The following is a 24,643-nucleotide window of genomic DNA, read 5'->3' as shown; positions in this document are numbered from 1 at the left end:
TAGTCGATCTCGCACGATTATTCCAGTGACCCCAGCGCCTCGAGGCTGGTCCGCAGCGATTCGACCAGCCCGGTGTGCGGCTCCTCGCCCAGAAAGGCCACCAGCTCGCGATTGTCGAGGCGCACGGGGTGGTTCCAGAAGGGGCGCATCTCGATCAGCTCGCGCAGGGTGGGATTGAACGGCGCGGCGAGCGGCAGTAGCGCCCAGGGCAGGCGGACATGCTTCGCCTTGCCGCCCGCCGCCGCTGCGATCGCCGCCGGGAAGCCGCTGCCGTCCGGGTCCCAATGGCCGGCGAAATGGAAGCGGGCGAAGCGCGGCAATTCCGCCTCGCGATCGAGCAGCCGGGCGAAAGTCTCGCCGACATCGGGCAGATAGGCCCAGGCATGTCCCGTGCCCCGCCGCCCCGGATTGGTCACGCGCGTCACCGGCTTGCCCGGGGTGATCATCCCCTGCGAGAGCCAGCTGTTGCCCGGCCGCGGTCCATAATAGTCGCCCGCGCGCAGGATCAGCGCGCGCACCCCGGATTCGGCGATCCGCGCCTCCATCGCCTTGCGGATCGCGCCTTTCCGGGTGCCCGGCTCCTGCGGCGAATCGGGCCGGGCGACTGGGGTCTCGGCGGGGTCGTAATTATAGATCGTGCCCGGCAGCGCGAGGCGGGCGTCGTTGGCCCAGGCCGCCTCGATGCTGTTCTCCAGCATCGGCAGCACCCGCTTGTCCCATTCGCGATAGCCGGGCGGGTTCACCGCATGGATCAGCGCGTTCGCGCCCTCGGCCGCGGCCAGCACGTCGCCGCGGATCATTGCGTCGCCCTCGCGCCAGTCGATCCGGGGGTCGAGCCCAGGGAGGATCTGGCGGACCAGCCCGCGCACCTGCCACCCCCGGGCGAGCAGCGCCCGCGCCGTCTCGCCGCCCACCCCTCCGGTAGCGCCCAGTACCAATGCAATTCCAGACATTCTCATCTCCATCACCACTTGCGTCACCAGCTATGGAGAGAGTCGAACTGGCAGAAAATTGCCTAACCTTTGCAGTCCGTATACAGGAATTTGATGAACCCGATCGACTGGGAGCAGCAGCGCGCCTTTCTGGCGGTGCTCGAGACCGGCAGCCTGTCCGGCGCGGCGCGTCGGCTGAATCTTGCGCAGCCGACGGTTCGGACGCGGATCGAAGCGCTCGAGACGGCGCTGGGCACGCCGCTGTTCACGCGCTCCCCCGGCGGGCTCACCCCCACGGAGCGGGGTCAGGCGTTGCACGAGCATGCCCGCGCCATGGCGCTCGCTTCCGACGCATTCGTCCGCACCGCCTCGGCGGCGCCCGACGAGATTGCCGGCACGGTGCGCGTCACCGCCAGCGAAGTGATCGCGGTGGAGGCGCTGCCGCCGGTCCTCGCCACCCTTGCCCGGCGATATCCGCGCCTGGTGATCGAGCTGAGCCCGAGCAACCGCAATGAGGACGTGCTGCGCCGTGAGGCCGATGTGGCCGTTCGGATGGTGCCGCCGCGGCAGGAAGCGCTGGTTGCGCGGCGCATCGGCGCGGTGCCGCTCGGGGTGCACGCGCATCCGGACTATCTTGCCGGCCGGCCGCACCCGGTCCGCTTCGCCGATCTCGCCGGCCACCGGCTGATCGGACCCCAGAGCGATTCGCCCACGCTGCGCGCGGTGCAGGCGGCGGGTTTTCCCGTGAAGCTCGGCGAGCTGGGCTTTCGCAGCGACAGCGACCATGCCCAGCTCGCCGCCATCCGGGCGGGGCTGGGCATCGGCATCTGCCAGGTGCCGATCGGCCGGCGCGACGGGCTGGTCCGGCTGCTGCCCGACTTCCGGTTCGACCTTGAGACCTGGGTGGTCTGCCACGAGGATCTGCGCGGCCTGGCCCGCGTGCGCACCGTGTTCGACGCGCTCGTCGCCGGCCTGAAGGCCTATCTCGGTTAACCCCGGCGGAGCCACGACGCACCGCGTTCGGCTTGTCCTGTTGCGTCCGCGCACCGCAGCCTTGCGTTCAAGGGGGTGAGTTGGTTGCGTTTTTTGGAGTGCAGTAATGAATCTCTTCGGTACCATCCTCGCCGGCGCGACGCTGGCCATCGCCCCGGCCGCGCTGGCCCAGACCGCGCCGCAGACCACCCCCGCCGATCCGGCCCAGACGGCTCCGGCACCCGCCGCGCCACAGGCGGCCGGGCCGGTGAGCGAGGCCGAAGTCGGCCAGTTCGCCACCGCGGCGCTCGAGATCGACAAGATCCGCAAGGACACCGCCACCCCCGAGGCCGACAAGGGCACCAAGATGGCCGCCGCCGCCACCGCCGCGGGCCTGACCCCCGAGCGTTTCAACGCGATCGGCCAGGCCATGCAGACCGACACCGCGCTCAACAAGCGCATCCAGGCGGCAGCCAGCGCGAAGCTGGCCGCATCGGGCGGCGCACCGGCGGCGAAGCAGCCATAAGGGTTGGACGATGAGGCGGACCGCGTCGACAGGCGGCGGTCCGCCTCGGCATATTCTACCCGTCACCCTGAACTTGTTTCAGCATGACGAAGGAGGAGAAGGCGCGCCGGGGCCGCCAGTCGATTCGGCTTACCGCCCCGCGCAACCGAGCGCGGCGGCGTCGATCGCGGTCGCCGCGCCACGCAGGGCATAGCTGTCGGCAAAAGGCGCGCCGTTCGCGCCCATCGTCTCCACGCTCATGCTCCGCCCCGCACGCATCGCCGCGACGATCGCGGCGTCGGTGCGCGCATCGGGCGCCCAGGCATCGGCGTCCCCCGCCTGCAGCTCGAAGCGGCGCTCTCCGATCGAGAGCGTCACGCGCGCGTCGGGCGCGCGCGCGCGGCTCAATCTTATGTGCAGCTGGTTGCGCACCGCGTCGCGCGGCCAGGTCGCCACGCTGGCGAAGGGCTGCGCGTTCGCATGCTTCTCCACCGGCCGGGCAATGGCGAAGCAGCGTAACGGGGAGGGATCGCGAAACGCCCCCCAGCCCTCGAACGTGCCGAGCGGCACGCGTGTCTGGGCGAGCAGCAGCAGGAACATCAACCCGCTCATGCCGGCGCGGCGCCGCGCCCGGTGCCGGTATGCACCACGGTCTCCACGCCATGCTCGATCCGCACGATCGAGCCCTGGGGCAGGTCGGGCGCCACCGGCGCGGCGAAGCGCGGCTGCACCGGCAGCCCGGTCATCACCCCGCGCAGGACGCGGCTCGACATGCCGTGCATGATCACCAGCCGGTCGCCCGGATCGTCATCGGTGTCGGCGAGCCAGGACGAGACGCGCTCCGCGATGCCGTCATACCATTCGCCGCCCGGCGGCGGTCGGGTGTAGAGCCCGTGCTCCAGATCGAGGAAGCCCGGCACCTCGGCCATCAGGTCGGCATAATAGCGCCCGCTCCATGCGCCCATGCCGATCTCGACCAGCCGGTCGTCGCGATGCGCCTGGTGCCAGTCGAGCTCGAGATGCTCGGCGATGATCGCCAGCGTCTGCAGCGCGCGCCCCGCGCTCGACGACCAGAGGGTGAGCCTGGGCCGGGGCCCCAATATCTCGCGCAGCGCCGCGCCCATCGCGTCGGCCTGGGCGAAGCCGGCCCGCGTCAGCGGCGTGTGCGGATGATCGCCCTGCATTCGCCGGGCAAGGTTGAACACGGTCTCGCCGTGGCGGGCGATGAAATCGCGGCCTTTGCGCTTGCTCGTCATCGGCCCCGCACAAGCCTTGGCGGCAAGAGAAAGGCAAGTGCCCAATTTGCGCCCCCTTTCGTTCAGCGGGGGATCAGGTGCGCTATCCCAATAGGACACCAGCCCGTTCGCGGGCAGAACGATAAGAGGGAGTGACCATTGCGGGGACATTGTCGCCGTCAACGGCCAAGCGTGGCCAGCCATCGCAACTGTTGCGGATAAGCCACGCTTTTTTCTGTTTATCGGGGGTTCATGAAACGGCGTCCCTCGCGCCGGGTTGATCTCCCCGCCCGCGCTTTGCAGCGCGGGTGCGTACCCAAGGAGTTCAGTTATGCGTACCAAGTTCATCGCCGCCGCCGCAGCGCTTCTCGCCGGCTCGGCCTTCGCCGCCCCTGCCTTCGCGCAGAGCACCGATTCGGGCTTCACCGGCCCGCGCGCCGAGGCTGTGGTCGGCTGGGATCACGTCAAGCCGTCGGGCAGCGGCGTCAAGGGCGCCGACGGCGTGCTCTATGGCGGCCAGATCGGCTATGACTTCCAGGCCGGCAACGCCGTGTTCGGCGTCGAGGGCGAAGCCACCGGCTCCACCGCCAAGCGCACCGACACCAGCGTGCTCGTCGCCGGCGACCGTGCCCGCATCAGCACCGGCCGCGACCTCTATGTCGGCGCGCGCGTCGGCTTCACGGTCGGCGGCAACACGCTGATCTATGCCAAGGGCGGCTATACCAACGCCAAGTTCGACAGCCGCTACGTCTCGGGCACGACCAACATCCGCACCTCGGACAATGCCGATGGCTGGCGTCTGGGCGCGGGCGCCGAGATGAAGCTGAACGACAAGGTCTATCTGAAGGGCGAGTATCGCTACTCGAAGTACAATGACGACAATGCCGGCATCGATGCCAAGCGCCACCAGGTGCTCGCCGGCGTCGGCGTGCGCTTCTGACAGCCTTAGCTGCGTATTTTAGGTGTGAACTATAGGGCCGGGGCGCTTGCTCCGGCCCTTTTTGCCGTTAAGGGTAAAGGTCGGAAAAGTCCCGGTACCGGGTTAGATTCGGGCGACACATGCCCCGGGGGTTCTTGATGAAGGCGACGATCGAACGCGCAACTCTGTTGAGGGGCTTGAGCCACGTCCAGTCCGTGGTCGAGCGGCGCAACACGATCCCCATCCTGTCCAACGTGCTGATCGAGGCACAGGGCGGCGGCGCGCTGCGCCTGATGGCGACCGACCTCGACCTGCAGATCGACGAGACGATTGCAGCGGCAGTCGACCAGCCCGGTGCGATCACCGTGCCGGCGCACACCTTGTTCGACATCGTCCGCAAGCTGCCCGAGGGCGCGCAGGTGGAGCTGTCGGCCGCCGAGGGGCGGATCACCGTCAATGCCGGCCGTGCGCGCTTCACGCTGTCGACGCTGCCACGCGACGATTTCCCGATGATCGCCGAGGGCGAGCTGCCGACGGTGTTCGAGCTGCCGGCCGAGACGCTGAAGCAGATCATCGACAAGACGCGCTTCGCCATCTCGACCGAAGAGACGCGCTATTATCTCAACGGCATCTATCTGCACGTGGTGGACGAGGCGACGCCGGTGCTGCGCGCCGCCGCGACCGACGGCCACCGCCTTGCCCGCGTCACCGTGGCGCGGCCGGACGGCGCCGATGCGATGCCGGGCGTGATCATCCCGCGCAAGTGCGTGGGCGAGCTGCGCAAGCTGCTCGAGGAAGTGGACGGCTCGATCGGCGTATCGCTCTCGGGCTCGAAGATTCGCTTCGACCTGGGCCAGGCGATCCTCACCTCGAAGCTGATCGACGGCACCTTCCCTGACTATACCCGCGTCATCCCGACCGCGAACGACAAGCTGCTCAAGCTCGATCCGAAGAGCTTCATGGAGGGCGTCGACCGCGTCTCGACCATCGCGACCGAGAAGACCCGCGCGGTCAAGATGGCGCTGGAGCGCGACAAGGTGATCCTTTCGGTCACCAGCCCGGAGAATGGCGCGGCGGCCGAGGAAGTGCCGGGCGACTATGCCGCCCAGGGCTTCGAGATCGGCTTCAACAGCCGCTACCTGATGGACATCCTCAACCAGATCGAAGGCGATTCGGTGGAAGTCCATCTGGCCGACGCCGCGGCGCCGACGCTGATCCGCGAGAACGACAAGTCGCCGGCGCTCTACGTGCTGATGCCGATGCGGGTCTGATCCCGCACCGGCATCCATGCCTTCGGGCGCGCTTGGGGTTTGGCACTCCTATTCCCGCAACCGTCATCCCCGCGAAGGCGGGGATCCATCTCGTACGCGCTCTGCCAATATGCCGGTAAAGCTTGCGGCGCGTCCGGGAGATGGGTTCCCGCCTTCGCGGGGATGACGGAAGGAAAGCCTGGCCTCCAGATAAATCAATGAATTATCCGGGTTCTCGGCCTAGGCGAACAGCCCGCGGCGCACGCCCGACACGATCGACACCACCAGGTACACGGCCATGACGATGATCACCATCGTCCACATGCTGACGGCCTGGACGAGCCCGAGCTTGACCAGCGCGGCCCAGCCGAACAGCCCGCCCTGGAGCAGCCAGAAGCTCACGGCCGAAGCCTCGGCCACCGACGCGCGGCTGAGCTCGTCGCTGTCGCGCACCACCTTGATGTTGAGCCAGTTCTGCACGGCGAGCAGCAGGCCGATCCCCACCGCCACCGCAATCGCCGCATTGCCGGCCAGGCCGAGATGCGCTGCCAGGGGCGGCGCGAGCAGCAGCAGGCCGGCGAGGACCATGATCACCCCGCTGAGCCGAAGATAGCGCAACGTCCCGCGATCGAGCGGATCGCCCGCCTCGTAATTGGCTGCCAGGCGCCGATAGAGCGCGACGTTCGAGGCGGCGACGATGGCGAACAGGCCGAGGAACAACAGCGCGGCCGCGACCGCGAGCGATGCCAGGTCCTCACCCGGCATGCCGGCCAGCCAGTCGCCCAGGTGCAGCTTTCCGAGGAGATAGCCGGCGGGATAGCCGACGATGAGGCCGCCGGTCAGGGCGATGGCGAGCCGTATCAGCAGCCGGCGGGTGCGGGAATCAGCCGGGGATGCGTTCGGGCGGGGTCCAGTCGTCAAGGAAAATGGCATCGATAGGCACTCCGAAAATCTTCGACAGCCGCATCGCCAGCGGCAGGCTGGGGTCATATTTGTCGGTCTCGACCGCGTTGATCGTCTGGCGCGACACGCCGAGCAGCCCGGCCAGCTCGCCCTGGCTCAGTCCGGCCTCGGCCCGCAGCACGCGCAGCCGGTTCTTCATTCGCGCTGTCCAGAACTCTGTACCATATGACAAGAATTCTTGTCATTTCCGCAGTGATTGTCAAGAGCTCTTGTCAGGTGCACGCGAAAACCGGCGGGTGAGGTTGATTTCCCGCCCCGACTCCTATATTGACACTATTGTCAGTAAGGGATTCGCTTCCATGGCCACGCAACCCGCGCCGCAGATCTTCAACCCCGGCATCCCGATGAAGCGGGAATGGGGCACCGCGTTCCGCGCGCTCGGGCGGCTGCTCGCCAATGGTGACGATACCGAGCAGGTCTTCCGCATCATGCGCGCGCTGAACGGCGATGCGACGCAGAGGAGCTATCGCAAGCTGCTGACCATGCCCAATGGCGGGCGCATCGCCTTCCAGCATGTCGAGATGGCCGAGAAGCTGTCCGACCGCGCCTGGATCGACGGCTTCGCCGAAGGCACTGTCGGCGCCGCCTATCGCAACTTCCTCGACCGCACCGGCTTTTCGGCGGACGGGCTGGTGGCCGTCAGCATGGCCGAGGGCGCGTTCCAGAATGCCGATATCCAGCATCCCTATGCCTGGATGGGCCGGCGCGAGCGCGACATCCACGACCTGTGGCACGTGATCACCGGCTATCAGGCCGACGAGCATCTGGGCGAGGCCTGCCTGGTCGCCTTCTCCTATGCGCAGACCGGTGGGCTCGGCTGGGGTTTCATCGGGATGGGCGCGGCGCTGAAGAGCATCCGCATCACCCGCAAGCTCGATTTCTTCCGCGCGGTGATCGAGGGCTATCGCCACGGCAAGCGCGCCGAATGGCTGCACGGCGAAGATTACGAGACGCTGCTCGCCGAGCCGCTCGACCAGGTGCGCCGCCGCCTCGGCATCGGTGATCCGGTGCGGTACCGGGCCGCCCAGGCCAGCCTGGCGGCAGCCGGCCTGAAGGGCATCTGATCCCTGCCTGCCCGTTCAGGGCAGATCCCCGATCTTGCCGCCGGCGCCGGGCTGCGCCAGCCCGCCCATCGCGCCGAAGACTTCCTCGGCCGGCACGACCGGCGCGGGCAGCTCGAAATGCTTCGGATCGATCGTCGCGGTGTCCACCGAACGGAGCGCGAGCACCGCCTTGCCCGGCTTCCCGGCATCGACCGGCTGGATGCGGAGCGGCGTACCCTTGGCGAGAATATCCCGCGCGGCAGCGCCGAACTGAGTCGATTCGGGAATGAAGCCGGCCATGAAATCGAGCGCGACTTCAGCGGCACGGGCAACGGTCCGTCCGATCGGCGCCAGCTGCGCATCGCTGCTCATCACGATCTCGACATGACCCTTGCGGTCCCGCTCCGGCCCCTCGAGCATCCGCAGCAGCCAGGTCGAGCCGGTACGCCCGGCCACCACGGCGGTGGCGGGCCCCGGTTCCGCCACGAACCGGGTCTTCCCCGCTTCCGCCGCCGCGGCCTTGGGCAGCATGGCCTTCATCAGCACGACCATCGCCTGGAGCTCGAAGACCTTGGGCCCGGTCTTCCCGTACAGCACGACATAGTCGGCACCGTCGCGGCGGATGATCGCGAACTTGCCGGGCAGCTCGACGCGGGAATTCCCGCCTTCGGCCGCTTCCACGACCAGTTCCTTGTCGCCGTCCAGGCCATAGCGCGCGGTCACGTCGGCCAGCGCGGGCAAGGGCGCGAGCGCGAGCAGCGCGGCAAGGAACAGCCTGGCACCAAGCATCATATGTTGTTTCCCCGAGGATGCGGACACCCGATCATCGGGCAAGCGCCGTCCGGCGGCAAGCACGGCATGACGATGCATACGGGCAGGTGATCCCCGCCGCGCGATCGGCTATCGGCGGATAATGGCCGTATCCCGCCTCGTCCTCACCGATTTCCGCAACCATGAAGACGCCCTGCTCGCGCCCGGCCCCGGCTTCGTGGTGCTGAGCGGCGAGAATGGCGCGGGCAAGACCAATGTACTCGAAGCGCTGTCGCTGCTGGCGCCGGGCCGGGGACTGCGCCGCGCGCCGCTCGCCGAGATGGCGCGCCAGGGCGGCAGCGGCGGGTTCGGCGTCGCCGCGCGGCTGGGCCCGGAGTCCGGCGGCATCGACATCGGCACCGGCACCCAGGCCGGCGCGCCCGAGCGCCGCCTGGTACGGATCAATGGCGCCACCGCCGCCGCCACCTCGCTCGCCGAATGGGTGAGCGTGCTGTGGCTGACCCCGGCGATGGACCGGCTGTTCGTCGATGCCGCGGGTGAGCGGCGGCGGTTCCTCGACCGGCTCACCCTCGCCCTCGCCCCGGGCCATGCCCATCATTCGACACGCTATGAAGCGGCGATGCGCGAGCGCAACCGCCTGCTCGCCGACGATGCCGCGCCGGATCCGGACTGGCTCGCCGCGCTCGAGGCGCGCATGGCGGAGCATGGCGCCGCCCTTGACGCCGCCCGGCACGCCGCCGTGTCCGCGCTCGCGGAACGGCTCGCGACGCAGCCCGAGGGGCCGTTCGCGCGCGCCGGCCTGGCACTGGAAGGCTGGCGGGGCGATGCGGACGCGCTGGCCCGCGCGCTCGCCGCCGGCCGCCGGCGGGACGCGGCGGCGGGGCGCACGCTGACCGGCCCGCACCGCGCCGACCTGCTCGTCACCCATCTCGGCAAGAACCAGGCGGCGCATCTCTGCTCGACCGGCGAGCAGAAGGCGCTCCTGCTCGGGCTGGTGCTCGCCCATGCCGAGCTGGTCGCCGAACGCGCCGGGCGGGCGCCGATCCTGCTGCTCGACGAAGTCGCCGCCCATCTCGATCCCGGCCGCCGCGCCGCGCTGTTCGCCCGGCTGGAAGGCCGCGGACAGGTGTGGATGACAGGCACCGAGCCGGCGCTGTTCGCCGCGGTGCCCGGCGGCGCCACGCGCTACCGCGTCGCCGACGGCACGCTGCTCGCGGAATAGGGCTGGACGCCGGGGCACTTCTTCCGCACTCTTCCGCCCACAACGGGGAAGGAGACGGGGATCATGCCGGCATTGTTCATGCTCGGTGCCGCTGCGGCGGTGCTCGCGCCAGCACCGGGCGCATCCGCCGAAAAGCTGCGCGCCTGGCCGGCGATGCGCCATGAAGGCGCCGCCTATGCCGTGGCGACCGACCGGAAGAACCGGATCATTTCCTGTGTGCCGCTCGATCCCGCCACCGATGCGACCAAGGTGAAGGCGGCCTGCGCCGCCCTCGCCGCCCGCGGCGTGCCGACGGCGATCACCCCGGCGCTGGCCAAGGGGTCGTCCGAGGAATGGTTTCCGTCCGCCGACTATCCCGCCGCGTCGATTCCGGAGCACAAGTCGGGCAGCGTGACCATCGTCTACGAAATCGACGAGCGCGGCGTGGCGACGGACTGCATGGTCCAGCACAGCAGCGGCATCGCCAAGCTCGATGTCGCCGCCTGTGCCGCGATGCTGAAGCGCGCGCGCTTCACCCCGGCCAGCTTCCAGGGCAAGCCGGTCCACGCAGCCGCGATCGCCACCTTCGCATATGACAGCGAGTAGACGCGCCTAGGGGGCCGCCGCGCCCCCTATTTTGCTTCCGTTTCGTGACGCCAATTCCTATATGCTGGGCATGGCAACCGACGACACCACTCCCGAAAATACTCCGAACCAGAACAGCTACGGCGCAGACTCGATCAAGGTCCTCAAGGGCCTGGACGCGGTGCGCAAGCGCCCCGGCATGTACATCGGCGACACCGACGACGGTTCGGGCCTCCACCACATGGTATTCGAGGTCTCGGACAATGCGATCGACGAGGCGCTGGCCGGCCACTGCGACAAGATCATCATCCAGCTGAACGCCGACGGCTCGGTCTCGGTCGAGGACAATGGCCGCGGCATTCCCACCGGCATCCATCCCGAGGAAGGCGTCTCGGCGGCCGAGGTCATCATGACCCAGCTCCATGCCGGCGGCAAGTTCGAGAACACCAGCGACGACAATGCCTATAAGGTGTCGGGCGGCCTGCACGGCGTGGGCGTGTCGGTGGTGAACGCGCTGTCCGAGTGGCTCGACCTCAACATCTGGCGCGACGGCGAGGAGCATTACATGCGCTTCGCCTATGGCGACGCGACGGCGCCGCTGAAGGTGATCGGCACCGCGCCGGAGGGCAAGAAGGGCACGCGCGTGACCTTCCTCGCCTCGACCGAGAAGGCTCCCGGCGATGGCGGCACCTTCAAGAACCAGATCGAATATGACTTCGAGAAGCTCGAGCATCGCTATCGCGAGCTGGCCTTCCTGAACTCCGGCGTGCGCCTGTTCCTGCGCGACGCGCGGCACGAGGAGGTCAAGGAGGTCGAGCTCTATTACGAGGGCGGCATCGCCGCGTTCGTGAAGTGGCTGGACCGCAACAAGCAGCCGCTGATGCCCGATCCCGTGGCGATCGCCGGCACCCGCGACGACGTGACCATCGATGTCGCGCTGGAGTGGAACGACAGCTATTACGAGAATGTCCTCTGCTTCACCAACAACATCCCGCAGCGGGACGGCGGCACCCACCTGGCGGCGTTCCGCGCGGCGCTGACCCGCACCATCAACAACTATGCCGACAAGAGCGGCATGCTGAAGAAGGAGAAGGTGACGCTCACCGGCGACGACATGCGCGAGGGCCTCACCGCGATCGTCTCGGTCAAGCTGCCCGATCCGAAGTTCAGCTCGCAGACCAAGGACAAGCTGGTCTCGTCCGAAGTGCGCCAGCCGCTCGAGAGCCTGATGGCCGACAAGCTGGCCGAGTATCTGGAGGAGAACCCCGCCAACGCCCGCATGATCATCCAGAAGGTGATCGACGCGGCGGCGGCGCGCGAGGCGGCGAAGAAGGCGCGCGAGCTCACCCGGCGCAAGGGCGTGATGGACATCGCGTCGCTGCCCGGCAAGCTCGCCGACTGCCAGGAGCGCGATCCGGCCAAGTCCGAGCTGTTCCTGGTCGAGGGTGACTCGGCCGGCGGCTCGGCCAAGCAGGGCCGCGACCGGCATTTCCAGGCGATCCTGCCGCTGCGCGGCAAGATCCTGAATGTCGAGCGCGCGCGCTTCGACCGGATGCTGTCGAGCCGCGAGATCGGCACGCTGATCCAGGCGATGGGCACCGGCATCGGCCGCGACGACTTCAACCTGGAGAAGCTGCGCTACCACAAGATCGTCATCATGACGGACGCGGACGTGGACGGCGCGCACATCCGCACGCTGCTGCTCACCTTCTTCTACCGGCAGATGCCCGAGATCATCCAGGCCGGGCATCTCTACATCGCCCAGCCGCCGCTCTACAAGGCGACCAAGGGCCGCAGCGAAGTATATCTCAAGGACGATGCCGCGCTCGACCAGTATCTGGTCGAGGCGGGCGTGGGCGCGACCCGGCTGGAGACCAATGAAGGCCCGATCTTCGGCGACGAGCTGATCAGGCTGGTCGATCATGCCCGGCGCATGCGCACCCTGATGCGCTATGTGCCGCGCCGCTACGCGCCCGACATCGTCGAGGCGCTGGCGCTGGCCGGCGCATTCGATCCCGAAGCGAGCCGCGAGCAGCGCGCCGAGCGGCTGGGCGCGGTCACCCGCCGGCTCGACCAGACCGACGAGGATGCGCGCTGGTCGGCCCGCGTCACCGACGAGGGCGGCTTCCATTTCGAGCGGCTGTGGCGCGGCGTGACCGACCACCACGTCATCGAGGCGGCATTCCTGACGTCGGCCGAGGGCCGCAAGCTCCACGCGCTCGCCGCCGAGCAGGCGGCCAGCTACGGCGCGCTCGCCAAGCTGGTGCCGGCCAAGACCGCCGCGCCCGAGGAAGCGGCACCGGCCGCGGAAGAGGGCGAGGAACTGGTCGCCGCCGCCAAGGGCGAAACGCTGGTGGCGCGGCCGAGCGAGCTGCTCGACGCGATCCTGGCCTCGGGCCGCAAGGGCCTGTCGATCCAGCGCTACAAGGGCCTTGGCGAGATGAACGCGGAGCAGCTCTGGGAGACCACGCTCGATCCGGCCAATCGCTCGATGCTCGTCGTCCAGGTCGACCAGGCCGATGTGGCGGACGAGATCTTCACGCGCCTGATGGGCGACGTGGTGGAGCCGCGCCGCGAGTTCATCCAGGAGAATGCGCTGAGCGTCGCCAATCTCGACGTATAGGCTGGGGGTGTAGGACGCTCAAAACACTGCCAATTTCACCCCAAAGGGCTGCGAATAGGACGTCGCAAGGCTGCGGGTCGGCAGGCACGCGGTACATAGCTATTGCGATCCTGGTTGCCCTGCAGGGATGTTCGGGCGCCGAACGGTTGAACCTGCAATGCTCGACCCCTGGCCCGATCCGATATGCATCGAGCAAAGAGGCGATGACATTCACGTTCGACCCGCACGACCCTTACGTCGTCGTTCATGACGAACCTCCCGCCAGCCTGGATGGAGACGGCAGTAACACGCTTGCCGTCGGCAGGGGTGGAGGCAACCTGTTCATCGAACGGTTCATCTACATCGACAGGGACCTGCGCCGAAAGAACGCCTGGGAGAAAGACCATCTGCAGTGCACGAAGCACTCCGCATCATCCTCGGGCGCAATCGCGTTCTCCTGCAAATACTCCCCGGGCGGAGGCAGCATCTCGTTCGAATATTCATTGGCGCGAGGGGTTACCGCCATCAAATCGGGCGCCCAGATACTGCGCCTGGTGGGGAAAGAGGGAATTGGCCGCCCTTGCAGATGATATGAGAGGCGGGTTCCGAGGGCATCCGGGCGGCGTCGCCCAGCCCGAAGCGGCGACATGATCCGTTCCCGCGATGGCAGTCCCGTCGAGCGTCTCTATCGCGCGGTGACCGGCTTCCCCCGCGCGGATGGCGGAGAAAAAGGGGATGGCGCGGGGAATCGAAACCTTGTCCGAGTTCGCACCCCAGCCCGCCCATCGCCGACCGTAATGGACCCAAACGCGGGAAATCGCCCTTTACAAAAGCAGTATGATCGCGATCATTCGCGCATGGCGTGACGGGAGTTCTGTCGATGCGCATCCTGGCGTTGTCGCTGCTATCTACGCTTTCCTGTGCATCGCCCGTCTTCGCGCAAACTTCCGAACCGCTGGGGCTGGACTATCGCTCGGCGCAGGACAGGCCGCTCCAGCGCTCCGACGCGATCGAGGCCGCCGCCGCCAATCTGCGCGGCAAGGAGGCGCAGGAAGGCGCCACCCGCACGCTCGGCCGGCCGGACGTGGACGTCGAGGCGCAGCTGCTCGAATATCAGAAGACGCTCTATCTGCCGCTCGGATCGCTGGCGCCGGTGGCGGAATCCTTCGGCATCCGCGATCCGCTGAAGTTCCGGCAGGAGCGGACGAGCGCCCGGCCGATCGTCACCGCCACCCTGCCCTTCTACACCGGAGGCCAGATCTCCGGGACCCGGGCCGGCGCCCGCGCCCAGGTGGCCCAGGCCAAGGCCGATCGCGACCTCGCGGTGGACAATGCGCTCGTTCAGCTGGTCCAGGCCTATTATGGCCAGCAGCTCGCCGAGCGGGCACTGGGCATCCGCCGCGACGTGCTCGACGGGCTCAACCGCCATGTCGCCGACGCGGTGAAGCTCGAACAGGCGCGCTTCATCAGCCGCGCGCAACGCCTGCAGGCGGAAGTGGCGCGCGACGATGCCGCGCGCGAATATGAAAAGGCGATATCGGACCTGGGCACCGCCAATGCCGCGCTCGCCGGCATGCTCCGCGCGCCGGCCGGCGTGCATCCGCTCAGCCCGCTCGGCGTCAATTCGCAGCCGCTGGAGCCGCTCGAGAGCTTCAAGGCCGCCGCGCTCTATGCCCATCCCCAGCTCGCCCGGCTGCAGGCGCTGGAGGATCAGGCGCGCGCCGGGGTGACGCTCCAGCAGTCGAAGCTGCGGCCGACCATCTATGGCTTCGGCCAGTATAATTTCGACACGCGCAATTCGCTGCTCACCGATCCGGACTGGTCGGTGGGCGTCGGCCTGAAATACAAGCTCATGTCGGGCGCCGGCCGCCAGCAGCAGGTGGAGGCCGCGCGCGCGACGGTGGCGCAGGCCGAGGCCGGCCTGCGCGAGGCGCGCACCCAGCTCGAGATCGGCGTGGCCAAGGCATGGGGCGAGACGGAGGCGGCGCGCAGGCGCTTCCTGCTGCTCGACAGCGCGCTTGCCTCGGCCACCGAGAATCTGCGGCTGCAGACGCTCTCGTTCCGCGAGCAGCAGGTCACGTCGCTCGACGTGATCGACGCGCAGCTCGGACTCGGCCGCGCCCGCGTCCAGCGCGCCCAGGCGGCCAACGACTATGTCCAGGCGCTCGCCCAGCTGCTCAGCCTGAGCGGCCAGATGGCCCGCATGCCCGATTATCTCGCCCGGGCCGACAAGGTGATCCCATGACCGATACCGCGATCGAGGACGAAGCCCCCGCGCCGGCGCCCGCTCCCGCCCCCGCCAGGCGCTTTCCCGTCGCGCTGGTCGCCGGGCTGGTGGTGGCCGTGCTGCTCGCGCTCGGCCTGTGGCTGGCCTATCGCCCCGCGCCGGACCAGATCCAGGGCATGGTCGATGCGCGCGAGATGCGGATCACCAGCAAGGTCACCGGCCGCATCGGCGCTTTCCATGTCGAGGAGGGGCAGCCGGTAAAGGCCGGGCAATTGCTCTACACGCTCGACAGCCCGGAAGTCGCCGCCAAGTCGGAACAGGCGGGCGGGGCGCTGGCGGCGGCGCAGGCGGTGGAGAGCAAGGCGGACGAAGGCGCCCGGCCGGAGGACATCCGCGCGGCCGAGGCGCAGTGGCGCCGGGCACAGGCCGCCGCCGAGCTGGCCCGCACCACTTCCGCGCGCACCCAGCGGCTCTACGAGCAGGGCGTGATCGCCGGGCAGAAGGCGGACGAGGCGCGAACCAACGCAGTCGCTTCCGCCGAACAGGCCAAGGCGGCGCGCGCGCAATATGATCTCGCGCTGGCCGGGGCGCGGCGGCAGGACAAGGCGGCGGCGACCGGCCAGGTGCAGCAGGCGCGCGGCGCGGTGGCGGAAGTGCAGGCCGCCGCCGACGAGACACGAGTGACGGCGCCGGCCGATGGCGAGGTCGGCAAGCGGCTGGCCCAGCCGGGCGAGCTGGTGCCGCAGGGCTTCCCGGTGTTCATGCTGACCGACACCGCCCACCCCTGGGTGACGCTCAACGTGCGCGAGGACCAGCTGCGCGGGCTGGCGCGCGGCAAGGAGCTGGCGGGCGCGATCCCCGCTTTGGCCAACAAGCGGGCGCGCTTCCGCGTGATCTACACCGCGCCGGCCGGGGACTTCGCCACCTGGCGCGCGACGCGGCAATCGACCGGGTTCGACATCAAGAGCTTCGAGGTGCGCGTGGTGCCGGTCGCCCCGGTCGAGGGGCTGCGGCCGGGCATGACCGTGCTGTTCGACTGGCCGGCCTGACCGGCATGGCGGGCGCCTTCGGCAGCGCGCTGCGGCGGGAGGCGCGGTTCCTGGCCTCGAATTTCTGGGATCTCGCGCTGGTCTCATGGGTGCCGCTGCTGCTGATGGCGGTGGTGGCGGTCCAGCTGTCGTCGGGCGTGATGCACGGCCTGCCGATCGCGGTGGTCGACCAGGACGACAGCGCCGTCTCGCGCGAGCTGACCCGGCGGCTGGACGCGGCGCCGGGCCTGCGGGTCGCGGCGCGGCCGGGGGACATGCGCGCGGCGGAGCGGCTGGTGCGCTCGAACCGCGCCTATGCCGTGGTGCTGATCCCGGCGGGCAGCGAGCGCGCGGTGCTGCGCGGCGCCACCGCCAGCATCACCACTTTCTACAATGCCAGCTATTCCACTGCGTCGGGCGCGGCGCTGCGCGAGACGGGCAATGTCGTGCAGAGCCTGGCCGCGACGCTCGCCGCCACCCAGACCGCCGCCACGCTGGGACCCGGCAAGGTCCGGCGCCCGCCGGTCGCGGTGCAGAGCGCGGTGCTGTTCAATCCGCAGGGCAGCTATGAGCTGCAGCTGGTCGCGCTGATCCATCCCGCGCTGCTCCACCTGATCTTCATGGTCGCGGTGGCCAGCGCGCTCGGCCGCGAGCTGCGCGACGGCACGATCGGCGAATGGATCGGCGGCGAGCCCCCCCAGCGCGCGGCCGCCGCCGTGGCGGGCAAGCTCGCGCCCTATCTCGCGATCTTCACCGGCTGGGGGCTGCTGGCGATCGGCTATGTCGCCGGGCTGCGCGGCTGGCCGGTGGCGGGGAGCGTGGCGATGCTGCTCGCCGGCTATGTCGCCATGTACCTCGCCTATGTCGGCGTGACGCTGCTGGTCGTCGGGCTGACGCTGACCATGGGCAAGGCGCTGTCGGTCGCCGGGCTCTATGCCGGCGCGTCCTTCGCCTTTGCCGGCGCGATCTTCCCGATCGAATCGGCGTCCGGCTTTGCGCGGCTGTGGAGCGCGCTGCTGCCCTATTCGGCCTTCGCCAAGCTGCTGGCCGAGCAATGGATCATGGGCGCCCCCGCCGCCCAGTCGCTATGGCAGCTGCTGGCGATGCTCGCCTTCCTGCTGGTCGGCGGCGGCATCGGGCTGCCGCGCTACCTGGCGGCGGCGCGGCGGCCGGAAAGCTGGGGCCGGCGATGATCGGCCGCGCCTTCGTCGCCACCTTCCGCGCGATCTTCGCCGACAGCTCGGCGCTGATGCTGCTGATCGGATCCTGCATCCTCTACGCCTTTTTCTATCCCTCGGCCTATTCGGGCGAAGTGCCGGTGCGGATGCCGATCGCGGTGGTCGACATGGACCATAGCGGCACCAGCCGCGCGCTGGAGAACCGGCTCGGCGCGGTGCAGCAGGCCGAGCTGGTCGCGCGCCCGCCCTCCCCCGCCGCGGCGCTGCGCCTGCTCCAGGAACGGCGGGTGAGCGCCATCATCGTGATCCCCGCGGGCTTCGAGCGGCGCATCCTTTCCGGCGGCCAGGGCGTGGTCGCGCTCTACGGCAACGGCGCCTATCTCCTGCGCACATCGACCGCATTGGCCGGCGTCGGCGCGGCGCTGGGCGCGGCCGGGCGCGACGCCGCGATCGACCAGGCCATGGCGCAGGGCGCGCCCGCGCCGCCCCCGCTCGCGATGATCCAGCGCCCGCTGTTCAACACCCGCGAAGGCTATGGCAGCACGATCTTCCCCGGCGTCGCCTTTCTGATCATCCAGCAGACGCTGCTCATCGGCCTCGCCATGCTCGCCGCGACGATGCGCGAGCAGCAGGGCAAGCAGGGCATTGCCCCAGCCGGCCTGCTCGGCATCGCGCTGGCCTTCTTCGTCATCGGCTGCGCGAACATCGCCTGGTTCACCGGCTTCGTCTTCTGGTTCCAGGACTATCCGCGCGCGCAGGCCGATCCGGCCGCGCTGCTCGTCTCCGCCGCCCTGTTCGTCGCGGCGACGGTGGCGGGAGCCCTGGCGCTCGGCAGCTTCTTCCGCACGCGGGAGCGGCCGATCCAGCTCTGGATCGTCACTTCCGTCCCGATCTTCTTCCTTTCCGGCCTGTCCTGGCCGGCCGAGGCGACGCCGCATTGGCTGACCCTTATCGCCCGCCTGCTGCCGACTACGCCGGGCATCCGCCTGATGGTCGGCATCAACCAGATGGGCGCGACGCTGGCCGAGCAAGGGGCCGAGCTCCTCAACCTTGCCCTGCTCACGCTGCTCTATGGCGGCATCGCGGCCTGGCGCTACCGGATCCGCAAGGCTCCGCGAATATCTGCTATTGCAAGTTAATAGCATCAACTCTAACGCGGCTCCATAGCATTCGAACGGGGGCCGCCATGCGATTTGCCAAACTCATGCTGCTGGGCGCGCTCGGTGCGCTGGTGCTGGGCAGTGCGGCCCAGGCGCACATGCCCTATCTGCTCCCGACGCTGTTCGATGTCGGCAAGGGCGACCACGTCACCGTCACCACTTCGTTCGGCGAGGACGCGTTCGTGCCGGAGATAGGCATGAAGGACGCGCCGTTCCACCTGATCCGGCCCGACGGCACGCGCGGCGAGGTCGGCAAGCCGACCTATCTGCGCGACCTCACCATCTTCGAGGCCGATCTCCCGGCCGAGGGCACCTATCGCCTCACCACCGGCCAGCGGCTCGGCCGCAAGGGCAAGATGTATCAGGCGGGCGGCAAGTGGATCATCGCCGGCGAGGACGGCGCCGCGCCCGCCGGCGCGCGCGAAGTCGATGTGCAGAGCACCACGCTGGCCGAAGCCTATGTCACCCGCGGCGCGGCGAGCGCCGGGGCGTTGCGGCCGATCGGCACGGCGCTGGAGATCCAGCCGCTCACCCATCCCGCGGAGATCGCCGCGGGCAGCGACGCCAGGTTCCGCCTGCTGTTCGACGGCAAGCCCCTCGCCGACACCGAAGTCACGCTGTTCCGCGCCGCGGGCAATTATGACGGCAGGAAGATCGCCGCGACGGCCCGGTCGGACGCGCAGGGCAATTTCACCCTGCGCCCCGGCGATGCCGGCCTCTACCTGGTCCTGGTCCGCCACCGCACGGCGGCGCCAGCCGGGTCGGAAACCCCCTATCGCAGCTATACCTACACGCTGGCCTTCGACGCGGCCTGAGCGGCTCGTCGCCGCCCAACCACGATATGGCGCAGTATCGACCCGGCGCGGTGGATTTGTCCGGCGATCGGCGGCAGGCCTCCTCCCGGGCAAGACGAGGCGAGTCAAATGGGGGCAAGGTTCGAGCGGGGGATGGCATTTGCCGTTGCGGCAATGCTGCTTTCGCCCTGCGCGATTTCCCATGCGAACGCGCCCGGCCTGGCGCCCGCCGCCGCGATCGCCACCGGCGAGGCCAGCTATTATGCCGATCGTTTCGCCGGCAGGCGCACCGCAAGCGGCGAAGCCTATGACCCCAGCGACTTCACCGCCGCGCACCGCAGCCTGCCGTTCGGCACGCGCGTGCGCGTCACCGATATCGGCAGCGGGCGCAGCGTGGTCGTGCGGATCAACGACCGCGGCCCCTGGGACAAGGGCCGGCTGATCGACATTTCCCGCGCGGCCGCGAACGAGATCGGCCTTGCCCGCCGGGGCCGGGGCACCGTGTCGCTCGCGCTGGCGGAAGCGGAAGAGGCCGAAGCCGGCCAGGACTAACGAAACGCCCAGCGCAGCGTACGCGCCACGCCGCGCGTGCCGATGCGCAGCGCGGGCGTCGCCAGGCCCGCGCCGGAAAGCCCGTGCATCGTCCGCGCCCAGCCGGGCAGCAGGTCCACCGCCGCGCCGAAGGTGAGCGCCTGCACCGGCGCTACCGCCAGGCTGGGCGCCGGCTGGTCGAGCACCATGCGCGCCACTTCGCGCGTGCGCGCATCGACCAGCAGCTCGGGGCGCATCGCCGCGATCAGCGCATCCGCCTCCGCCCGGCTGCGCGGGATCGGGTCGGTACCCAGCGCCTCGGCGATCCGCGCGAAATCGGCGAAATACCTGTCCTGGTCGGCCATCGGCATGCCCGGTTCGGCATAGCGCATCCAGGCATCGAGGAAGCTCACCGCCTCGGTCACATGCACCCAGGCGAGCAGGCGCGGATCGTCGGCGGCATAGGGCGTGCCGTCGGGCAGCACGCCCTTCACCCGGGTGTGCACCTCGCGCACCCTGGCGATCGCCGCGCCCGCCTCCTCGGCCGAGCCATAGGTGGTCACCGCGATGAACCGCGCCGTGCGCCGCAGCCGCCCCAGCATGTCGCCGCGAAAGGCGGAATGGTCCCACACCCCCGCCAGCACTGCCGGGTGGAGCATCTGGAGCAGCAGCGCCGCGACCCCGCCCACCATCATGGTGGTGACGTCGCCATGCACGCGCCACACCACCGATCGGGCCCCGAACAGGCTCTCCTCGGGCTTGCGCTGGACCGGCTTCTCGCCCCGGGCCTGATCGTTGAACACGGCGCGCACCTGGCCGATCAGCGCGCCACGCAGCCTTTTCGCGATGCCGTCGGCAGGGTTCATGGCTTCCAAGCTAGGGACTAACAGCTTTCCCGCAACCGCCCGTTTTCGCGGGGGCATCACGCTGATAGGATGTCATGACGTCATCGCATGGGGTGAGTCTTGCTCCGATCGAAGCGAATAAAAACGCTGTCCCTCGCCATCGCCACCGGCCTGCTCGCCACCGCGGGCGCCGCCCAGATGCAGCCGATCAACGACGGCACCGTGATGGCCTCGGTCGAGCGGCTGAGGCCCGGCCAGTATATCTGGGTGCCCGAGATCGCTCCCGCCGGCCCGATGCTGGTGGTGGTGAACATCGCCACCCAGCGCGTGGTCGCCTATCGCAACGGCGTGCCGATCGCCGTCTCCACCATCTCGACGGGCAAGGCCGGCCATCGCACCCCCACCGGCGTCTTCACCATCCTGCAAAAGGCGAAATGGCACCGTTCGAGCAAATATTCGAACGCGCCGATGCCCTTCATGCAGCGCCTCACCTGGTACGGCATCGCCCTTCATGCCGGGAACCTGCCGGGCTATCCGGCCTCGCATGGCTGCATCCGCCTGCCGCACGAATTCGCCCGGCTGCTGTTCGAGCAGACCGATCTCGGCATGACCGTGATCGTCACCAACCAGGCCCCGGCGCTGCGCATCGGCACGGATCCGGTGTCGCCCGCCCTCCCCGCAGGCCCGGCGGTGTGGCGGCCCGAGCTTGCGCGCTCCGGCCCGGTATCGATCGTGGTGAGCGGTGCCGACCGGCGGATGGTGGTGCTGCGCGGCGGCGTCGAGATCGGCTCGGCCCCGGTGGCGTTCGACGGGGTGATCGACCGGGTCCAGGCCTATGTGCTGCAGGACGTCGTCGCTGGCGACTATCGCTGGCAAAGGCTGGCGCTGCCGGGCGAAGGCCGCGCCGCCGCCGGCCTCGCCGCGCCGGACGCCGGGCGTTTCCAGGGCAGCGATCCCTTCCGCCGCGCGCTCGCCGGCGTGGTGGGGCCCGGCACCACCCTGGTGGTGATTCCCGATTCGCTCGGCCTGGGCAGCGATCTCGCGCGGCCCGCCGCCGCCGCGCCGGAAGCGCTGATCGAGAACGATCCCGGCGTCGCCGGATGGCTGGAAGACGACGAAGTCACCACGCGCTGAGCCGGAAAGCGAAACTAAACGCGCCCCCAAGCGCTTTCGCATTGACCCCGTAACATTTCGCAGTGCAGCAACGCGCCCCATGGCTAGCCTCGCGATCGCAAATAACGAGGATGTTCGCTTCCTCGGTCGGCTCCTCGGCAACGTAATCCGTGCCTATGGCGGCGAGGAGCTGTTCAAGCGCATCGAATATATCCGCTCCACCTCGGTCGATCGCGCCCGCGGCGTCGCCGGGGCCGGCGCGGTGGATCGCGGGCTCGACCGGCTGACGCTGGACGAGACGCTCGATTTCACGCGCGGCTTCATGCTCTTCTCGATGCTCGCCAACCTGGCCGAGGATCGCCAGGGCGTCGAGACCGAGAAGGACGCCGACATCGCCTCGGCGCTGCGGCGGCTGGAGGGCGAGGGCATCGGCCGCGAAGCGGTGATGGCGCTGCTCGACCAGGCGCTGGTCGCCCCGGTGCTCACCGCGCACCCCACCGAAGTGCGCCGCAAGTCGATGATCGACCACAAGAACCGTATCGCCGAGCTGATGCTGCTGCGCGATCGCGGCGTGGCCGAGACCGAGGATGGCGACCAGGTGGAGGAAGCGATCCTGCGCCAGATCGCCCTGCTCTGGCAGACCCGGGTGCTGCGCCGCGAGAAGCTGGGCGTAGCCGACGAGGTGGAGACCGCGCTCTCCTATCTGCGCGACATCTTCCTGCCCGTCCTCCCGGCGCTCTATGCCCGCTGGGACCGGGCGCTGGGCGGCCGCGCGCCGTCCTTCCTGCGCCCCGGCAGCTGGATCGGCGGCGACCGCGACGGCAATCCGTTCGTGACCGCCGATTCGCTGCAGTTCGCGCTCGCCCGCGCCGCCGAGGCGGTGCTCGGCTATTATCTCGATGCGGTCCATGCGCTGGGTGCCGAGCTCTCGATCTCGACCGAGCATGTCCAGGTCAGCGAAGCGCTGCTCAAGCTCGCCGAGGCCAGCCACGACGAGGCCAGGAGCCGCGCCGACGAGCCCTATCGCCGCGCGATCACCGGCATCTATGCCCGGCTCGCCGCCACCCATCAGAAGCTGACGGGCAAGGCGCCGCCGCGCCCCGCCGCGCTCGCCGCCGGGCCCTATGCCAATCCGGGCGAGTTCCGCGAGGAGCTGGTGACGATCGCCCATGCGCTGGCGGACGAAGGCGATGGGCCATTGGCCACCGGCGGCGCGCTGGGCCGGCTGATTCGCGCGGTGGAGACGTTCGGCTTCCACCTCGCCACGCTCGACATGCGCCAGAACAGCGCGGTGCACGAGCGCGTGATCGCCGAGCTGCTCAAGGCGGGCGGCGTGACCGGGGATTATGCGTCGCTCCCCGAAGAGAAGCGCGTCGAGATCCTCCGCAGGGAACTGGCCAGCGCCCGCCCGCTCACCAGCCCCTATGCCGAATATTCGGAAGAGACGGCGTCCGAGCTCGCCATCGTCCGCGCCGCGGCCCAGGCCCATGCCCGATATGGGCGCCAGTGCATCACCCATTACATCGTCTCGATGTCGCAATCGGTGTCGGACCTGCTCGAGGTGCACATCCTGCTGAAGGAAGCAGGGCTCTACATCCCGGGCGACGTGCCCCAGGCGCACATCATGGCGATCCCGCTGTTCGAGACGATCGGCGATCTCGAGGGCGCGCCGGCGATCATGCAAGCCTGGCTCGGCCTGCCCGAAGTCGCGGCGATCGCGGCGAAGCGCGGGCATCAGGAAGTGATGATCGGCTATTCCGATTCGAACAAGGACGGCGGCTACCTCACCTCGACCTGGCAGCTTTCGCGCGGCTCGACGGCGCTGAAGCCGGTGTTCGAGAAGGCGGGCCTGGGCATGCAGCTGTTCCATGGCCGCGGCGGCGCGGTGGGGCGCGGCGGCGGCTCGAGCTTCGCGGCGATCCTCGCCCAGCCCAAGGGCACGGTGCAGGGCCGCATCCGCGTGACCGAGCAGGGCGAGATCATCGCCGCGAAATACGGCACGCGCGAGAGCGCGCGCACCAACCTCGAGGCGATGGCTTCCGCCACGCTGCTCGCCAGCCTCGAGCCCGAGAAGCTGGGCAAGGCCGATGCGGCGCGCTTCGCCGCGGCGATGGACCAGCTCTCGGACAGCGCGTTCAGGGCCTATCGCGGACTGGTCTACGAGACCGAGGGCTTTCGCGGCTTCTTCCGCCAGGCGACGCCGATCGCCGAGATCGCCGGCCTGAAGATCGGCTCGCGCCCGGCGAGCCGGAAACAGTCCGACGCAATCGAGGACCTGCGCGCCATCCCCTGGGTGTTCAGCTGGGCGCAGGCGCGGATCATGCTGCCGGGCTGGTACGGCGTGGGCCAGGCGCTGGAAGCGTTCGCGGACAAGGGCCTGCTGCGCGAGATGGCGACGGCCTGGCCGCTCTTCGCCTCGACCCTGGCGAACATGGAGCAGGTGCTGGCCAAGTCGGACATGGAGATCGCCGCCCATTATGCCGCGCTGGTCGAGGATCCCGGCCTGCGCGACGCGATCTTCGGCCGGATCCGCGAGGGGTGGCAGAAGACGCATGACGGGCTGCTCCAGGCGACCCGGCAGACGCGGCTGCTGGAGAAGCATCCGGGGCTGGAGACGTCGATCCGCCTGCGCCTGCCCTATATCGAGCCGCTGAACCTGCTGCAGATCGAGCTGCTCAAGCGCCACCGCGCGGGCGAGGACGACCCCCGGATCGGCGAGGGCATCCTGCTCTCGATCAACGCGATCGCGACGGCGCTCAGGAACAGCGGGTAGTTTCCGTCACTCCGGC

General features: G+C 69.3%; 24 protein-coding genes. 17 read left to right on the top strand and 7 right to left on the bottom strand.

What is annotated here, in order from left to right:
• Window positions 1–17 precede the first annotated feature (17 nt).
• Window positions 18–953 carry an NAD(P)H-binding protein gene (locus tag OMP43_RS02125; protein WP_280277917.1) on the bottom strand — a complete coding sequence of 312 codons (936 nt, stop codon included), beginning with the start codon at window positions 951–953 and terminating at the stop codon, window positions 18–20.
• A gap of 93 nt (window positions 954–1,046) precedes the next feature.
• Here OMP43_RS02125 and OMP43_RS02120 point away from each other — a divergent pair, with 93 nt between their 5' ends.
• Both OMP43_RS02120 and OMP43_RS02115 read left to right on the top strand, forming a co-directional pair.
• Window positions 1,047–1,925 (top strand): LysR family transcriptional regulator, encoded by an 879-nt coding sequence (locus tag OMP43_RS02120; RefSeq protein ID WP_280277915.1) that lies wholly within the window; start codon window positions 1,047–1,049, stop codon window positions 1,923–1,925.
• Window positions 1,926–2,031: 106 nt separating this feature from the next.
• On the top strand, window positions 2,032–2,430 hold the full coding sequence (locus OMP43_RS02115; protein WP_280277913.1) for a DUF4168 domain-containing protein: 399 nt from the start codon (window positions 2,032–2,034) through the stop codon (window positions 2,428–2,430).
• A gap of 129 nt (window positions 2,431–2,559) precedes the next feature.
• Here the strand turns inward: OMP43_RS02115 and OMP43_RS02110 are convergent, their stop codons facing one another.
• Both OMP43_RS02110 and OMP43_RS02105 read right to left on the bottom strand, forming a co-directional pair.
• Entirely contained in the window at window positions 2,560–3,021 is a 462-nt protein-coding gene (locus tag OMP43_RS02110) for a hypothetical protein (protein ID WP_280277912.1), read from the bottom strand.
• Complete coding sequence (locus OMP43_RS02105; protein WP_280277911.1) at window positions 3,018–3,665, bottom strand: histidine phosphatase family protein; 648 nt, start codon at window positions 3,663–3,665, stop codon at window positions 3,018–3,020. Before OMP43_RS02105 ends, OMP43_RS02110 begins: the two co-directional genes overlap by 4 nt.
• Before the next feature lie 310 nt (window positions 3,666–3,975).
• Here OMP43_RS02105 and OMP43_RS02100 point away from each other — a divergent pair, with 310 nt between their 5' ends.
• Together OMP43_RS02100 and dnaN are read left to right on the top strand one after the other, a co-directional pair.
• Entirely contained in the window at window positions 3,976–4,584 is a 609-nt protein-coding gene (locus tag OMP43_RS02100; protein WP_280277909.1) for a porin family protein, read from the top strand.
• Window positions 4,585–4,721: 137 nt separating this feature from the next.
• Window positions 4,722–5,834 (top strand): DNA polymerase III subunit beta, encoded by a 1,113-nt coding sequence (gene dnaN, locus OMP43_RS02095; RefSeq protein ID WP_280277907.1) that lies wholly within the window; start codon window positions 4,722–4,724, stop codon window positions 5,832–5,834.
• 219 nt (window positions 5,835–6,053) lie between these two features.
• On the opposite strand, the gene OMP43_RS02090 is transcribed toward dnaN, so the two are convergent.
• Together OMP43_RS02090 and OMP43_RS02085 are read right to left on the bottom strand one after the other, a co-directional pair.
• On the bottom strand, window positions 6,054–6,734 hold the full coding sequence (locus OMP43_RS02090; RefSeq protein ID WP_280277906.1) for a hypothetical protein: 681 nt from the start codon (window positions 6,732–6,734) through the stop codon (window positions 6,054–6,056).
• A complete protein-coding gene (locus OMP43_RS02085) occupies window positions 6,697–6,915 on the bottom strand; it encodes a helix-turn-helix transcriptional regulator (protein WP_280277905.1) in 219 nt (72 codons plus the stop codon). The genes OMP43_RS02090 and OMP43_RS02085 overlap by 38 nt, the downstream gene beginning before the upstream one ends.
• Before the next feature lie 160 nt (window positions 6,916–7,075).
• On the opposite strand from OMP43_RS02085, the gene OMP43_RS02080 reads away from it, so the two are divergent.
• Window positions 7,076–7,840: a Coq4 family protein gene (locus OMP43_RS02080; protein ID WP_280277903.1), complete on the top strand. Its 765-nt coding sequence runs from the start codon at window positions 7,076–7,078 to the stop codon at window positions 7,838–7,840.
• Window positions 7,841–7,855: 15 nt separating this feature from the next.
• On the opposite strand, the gene OMP43_RS02075 is transcribed toward OMP43_RS02080, so the two are convergent.
• Entirely contained in the window at window positions 7,856–8,611 is a 756-nt protein-coding gene (locus OMP43_RS02075) for a hypothetical protein (RefSeq protein WP_280277902.1), read from the bottom strand.
• Between the two features lie 121 nt (window positions 8,612–8,732).
• On the opposite strand from OMP43_RS02075, the gene recF reads away from it, so the two are divergent.
• The 10 genes from recF (at window position 8,733) to OMP43_RS02025 (ending at window position 19,917) form a co-directional block, all read left to right on the top strand.
• Entirely contained in the window at window positions 8,733–9,812 is a 1,080-nt protein-coding gene (recF, locus tag OMP43_RS02070) for a DNA replication/repair protein RecF (protein ID WP_280277901.1), read from the top strand.
• A 63-nt stretch (window positions 9,813–9,875) separates the two neighbouring features.
• The gene (locus OMP43_RS02065) at window positions 9,876–10,397 is read left to right on the top strand and encodes an energy transducer TonB (RefSeq protein WP_280277900.1); all 522 of its coding nucleotides are present in this window, start codon (window positions 9,876–9,878) and stop codon (window positions 10,395–10,397) included.
• 61 nt (window positions 10,398–10,458) lie between these two features.
• A complete protein-coding gene (gene gyrB, locus OMP43_RS02060; protein WP_280277898.1) occupies window positions 10,459–12,999 on the top strand; it encodes a DNA topoisomerase (ATP-hydrolyzing) subunit B in 2,541 nt (846 codons plus the stop codon).
• Between the two features lie 203 nt (window positions 13,000–13,202).
• Window positions 13,203–13,568, top strand: coding sequence for a hypothetical protein (locus OMP43_RS02055; protein WP_280277897.1), 366 nt, complete (start codon window positions 13,203–13,205; stop codon window positions 13,566–13,568).
• A 290-nt stretch (window positions 13,569–13,858) separates the two neighbouring features.
• A complete protein-coding gene (locus tag OMP43_RS02050; RefSeq protein ID WP_280277895.1) occupies window positions 13,859–15,223 on the top strand; it encodes a TolC family protein in 1,365 nt (454 codons plus the stop codon).
• Entirely contained in the window at window positions 15,220–16,254 is a 1,035-nt protein-coding gene (locus OMP43_RS02045; protein ID WP_280277893.1) for an efflux RND transporter periplasmic adaptor subunit, read from the top strand. The genes OMP43_RS02050 and OMP43_RS02045 overlap by 4 nt, the downstream gene beginning before the upstream one ends.
• A gap of 5 nt (window positions 16,255–16,259) precedes the next feature.
• A complete protein-coding gene (locus OMP43_RS02040; protein WP_280277892.1) occupies window positions 16,260–17,426 on the top strand; it encodes an ABC transporter permease in 1,167 nt (388 codons plus the stop codon).
• Window positions 17,423–18,550 carry an ABC transporter permease gene (locus OMP43_RS02035; RefSeq protein WP_280277891.1) on the top strand — a complete coding sequence of 376 codons (1,128 nt, stop codon included), beginning with the start codon at window positions 17,423–17,425 and terminating at the stop codon, window positions 18,548–18,550. Before OMP43_RS02040 ends, OMP43_RS02035 begins: the two co-directional genes overlap by 4 nt.
• Before the next feature lie 47 nt (window positions 18,551–18,597).
• On the top strand, window positions 18,598–19,386 hold the full coding sequence (locus OMP43_RS02030; protein WP_280277890.1) for a DUF4198 domain-containing protein: 789 nt from the start codon (window positions 18,598–18,600) through the stop codon (window positions 19,384–19,386).
• A gap of 132 nt (window positions 19,387–19,518) precedes the next feature.
• Complete coding sequence (locus OMP43_RS02025) at window positions 19,519–19,917, top strand: septal ring lytic transglycosylase RlpA family protein (RefSeq protein ID WP_280277889.1); 399 nt, start codon at window positions 19,519–19,521, stop codon at window positions 19,915–19,917.
• On the opposite strand, the gene OMP43_RS02020 is transcribed toward OMP43_RS02025, so the two are convergent.
• Complete coding sequence (locus tag OMP43_RS02020; RefSeq protein ID WP_280277887.1) at window positions 19,914–20,762, bottom strand: oxygenase MpaB family protein; 849 nt, start codon at window positions 20,760–20,762, stop codon at window positions 19,914–19,916. The genes OMP43_RS02025 and OMP43_RS02020 overlap by 4 nt on opposite strands.
• 99 nt (window positions 20,763–20,861) lie before the next feature.
• On the opposite strand from OMP43_RS02020, the gene OMP43_RS02015 reads away from it, so the two are divergent.
• Both OMP43_RS02015 and ppc read left to right on the top strand, forming a co-directional pair.
• On the top strand, window positions 20,862–21,875 hold the full coding sequence (locus OMP43_RS02015) for a L,D-transpeptidase (RefSeq protein ID WP_280277885.1): 1,014 nt from the start codon (window positions 20,862–20,864) through the stop codon (window positions 21,873–21,875).
• Between the two features lie 79 nt (window positions 21,876–21,954).
• A complete protein-coding gene (ppc, locus tag OMP43_RS02010) occupies window positions 21,955–24,627 on the top strand; it encodes a phosphoenolpyruvate carboxylase (protein WP_280277884.1) in 2,673 nt (890 codons plus the stop codon).
• Window positions 24,628–24,643: the final 16 nt, after the last annotated feature.

Source organism: Sphingomonas sp. CBMAI 2297, assembly GCF_029870595.1.
Classification (GTDB): domain Bacteria; phylum Pseudomonadota; class Alphaproteobacteria; order Sphingomonadales; family Sphingomonadaceae; genus Sphingomonas.
The sequence above is the reverse complement of the archived record's forward strand: the minus strand, read 5'-3'. Positions and strand labels throughout refer to the sequence as shown.

Coding starts and splice junctions, on each gene's coding strand:
- OMP43_RS02125 (WP_280277917.1), bottom strand. CDS start 953: ATGTCTGGAATTGCATTGGTACTGGGCGCTACCGGAGGGGTGGGCGGC.
- OMP43_RS02120 (WP_280277915.1), top strand. CDS start 1,047: ATGAACCCGATCGACTGGGAGCAGCAGCGCGCCTTTCTGGCGGTGCTC.
- OMP43_RS02115 (WP_280277913.1), top strand. CDS start 2,032: ATGAATCTCTTCGGTACCATCCTCGCCGGCGCGACGCTGGCCATCGCC.
- OMP43_RS02110 (WP_280277912.1), bottom strand. CDS start 3,021: ATGAGCGGGTTGATGTTCCTGCTGCTGCTCGCCCAGACACGCGTGCCG.
- OMP43_RS02105 (WP_280277911.1), bottom strand. CDS start 3,665: ATGACGAGCAAGCGCAAAGGCCGCGATTTCATCGCCCGCCACGGCGAG.
- OMP43_RS02100 (WP_280277909.1), top strand. CDS start 3,976: ATGCGTACCAAGTTCATCGCCGCCGCCGCAGCGCTTCTCGCCGGCTCG.
- dnaN (WP_280277907.1), top strand. CDS start 4,722: ATGAAGGCGACGATCGAACGCGCAACTCTGTTGAGGGGCTTGAGCCAC.
- OMP43_RS02085 (WP_280277905.1), bottom strand. CDS start 6,915: ATGAAGAACCGGCTGCGCGTGCTGCGGGCCGAGGCCGGACTGAGCCAG.
- OMP43_RS02080 (WP_280277903.1), top strand. CDS start 7,076: ATGGCCACGCAACCCGCGCCGCAGATCTTCAACCCCGGCATCCCGATG.
- OMP43_RS02075 (WP_280277902.1), bottom strand. CDS start 8,611: ATGATGCTTGGTGCCAGGCTGTTCCTTGCCGCGCTGCTCGCGCTCGCG.
- recF (WP_280277901.1), top strand. CDS start 8,733: ATGGCCGTATCCCGCCTCGTCCTCACCGATTTCCGCAACCATGAAGAC.
- OMP43_RS02065 (WP_280277900.1), top strand. CDS start 9,876: ATGCCGGCATTGTTCATGCTCGGTGCCGCTGCGGCGGTGCTCGCGCCA.
- gyrB (WP_280277898.1), top strand. CDS start 10,459: ATGCTGGGCATGGCAACCGACGACACCACTCCCGAAAATACTCCGAAC.
- OMP43_RS02055 (WP_280277897.1), top strand. CDS start 13,203: ATGACATTCACGTTCGACCCGCACGACCCTTACGTCGTCGTTCATGAC.
- OMP43_RS02050 (WP_280277895.1), top strand. CDS start 13,859: ATGCGCATCCTGGCGTTGTCGCTGCTATCTACGCTTTCCTGTGCATCG.
- OMP43_RS02045 (WP_280277893.1), top strand. CDS start 15,220: ATGACCGATACCGCGATCGAGGACGAAGCCCCCGCGCCGGCGCCCGCT.
- OMP43_RS02040 (WP_280277892.1), top strand. CDS start 16,260: ATGGCGGGCGCCTTCGGCAGCGCGCTGCGGCGGGAGGCGCGGTTCCTG.
- OMP43_RS02035 (WP_280277891.1), top strand. CDS start 17,423: ATGATCGGCCGCGCCTTCGTCGCCACCTTCCGCGCGATCTTCGCCGAC.
- OMP43_RS02030 (WP_280277890.1), top strand. CDS start 18,598: ATGCGATTTGCCAAACTCATGCTGCTGGGCGCGCTCGGTGCGCTGGTG.
- OMP43_RS02025 (WP_280277889.1), top strand. CDS start 19,519: ATGGCATTTGCCGTTGCGGCAATGCTGCTTTCGCCCTGCGCGATTTCC.
- OMP43_RS02020 (WP_280277887.1), bottom strand. CDS start 20,762: ATGAACCCTGCCGACGGCATCGCGAAAAGGCTGCGTGGCGCGCTGATC.
- ppc (WP_280277884.1), top strand. CDS start 21,955: ATGGCTAGCCTCGCGATCGCAAATAACGAGGATGTTCGCTTCCTCGGT.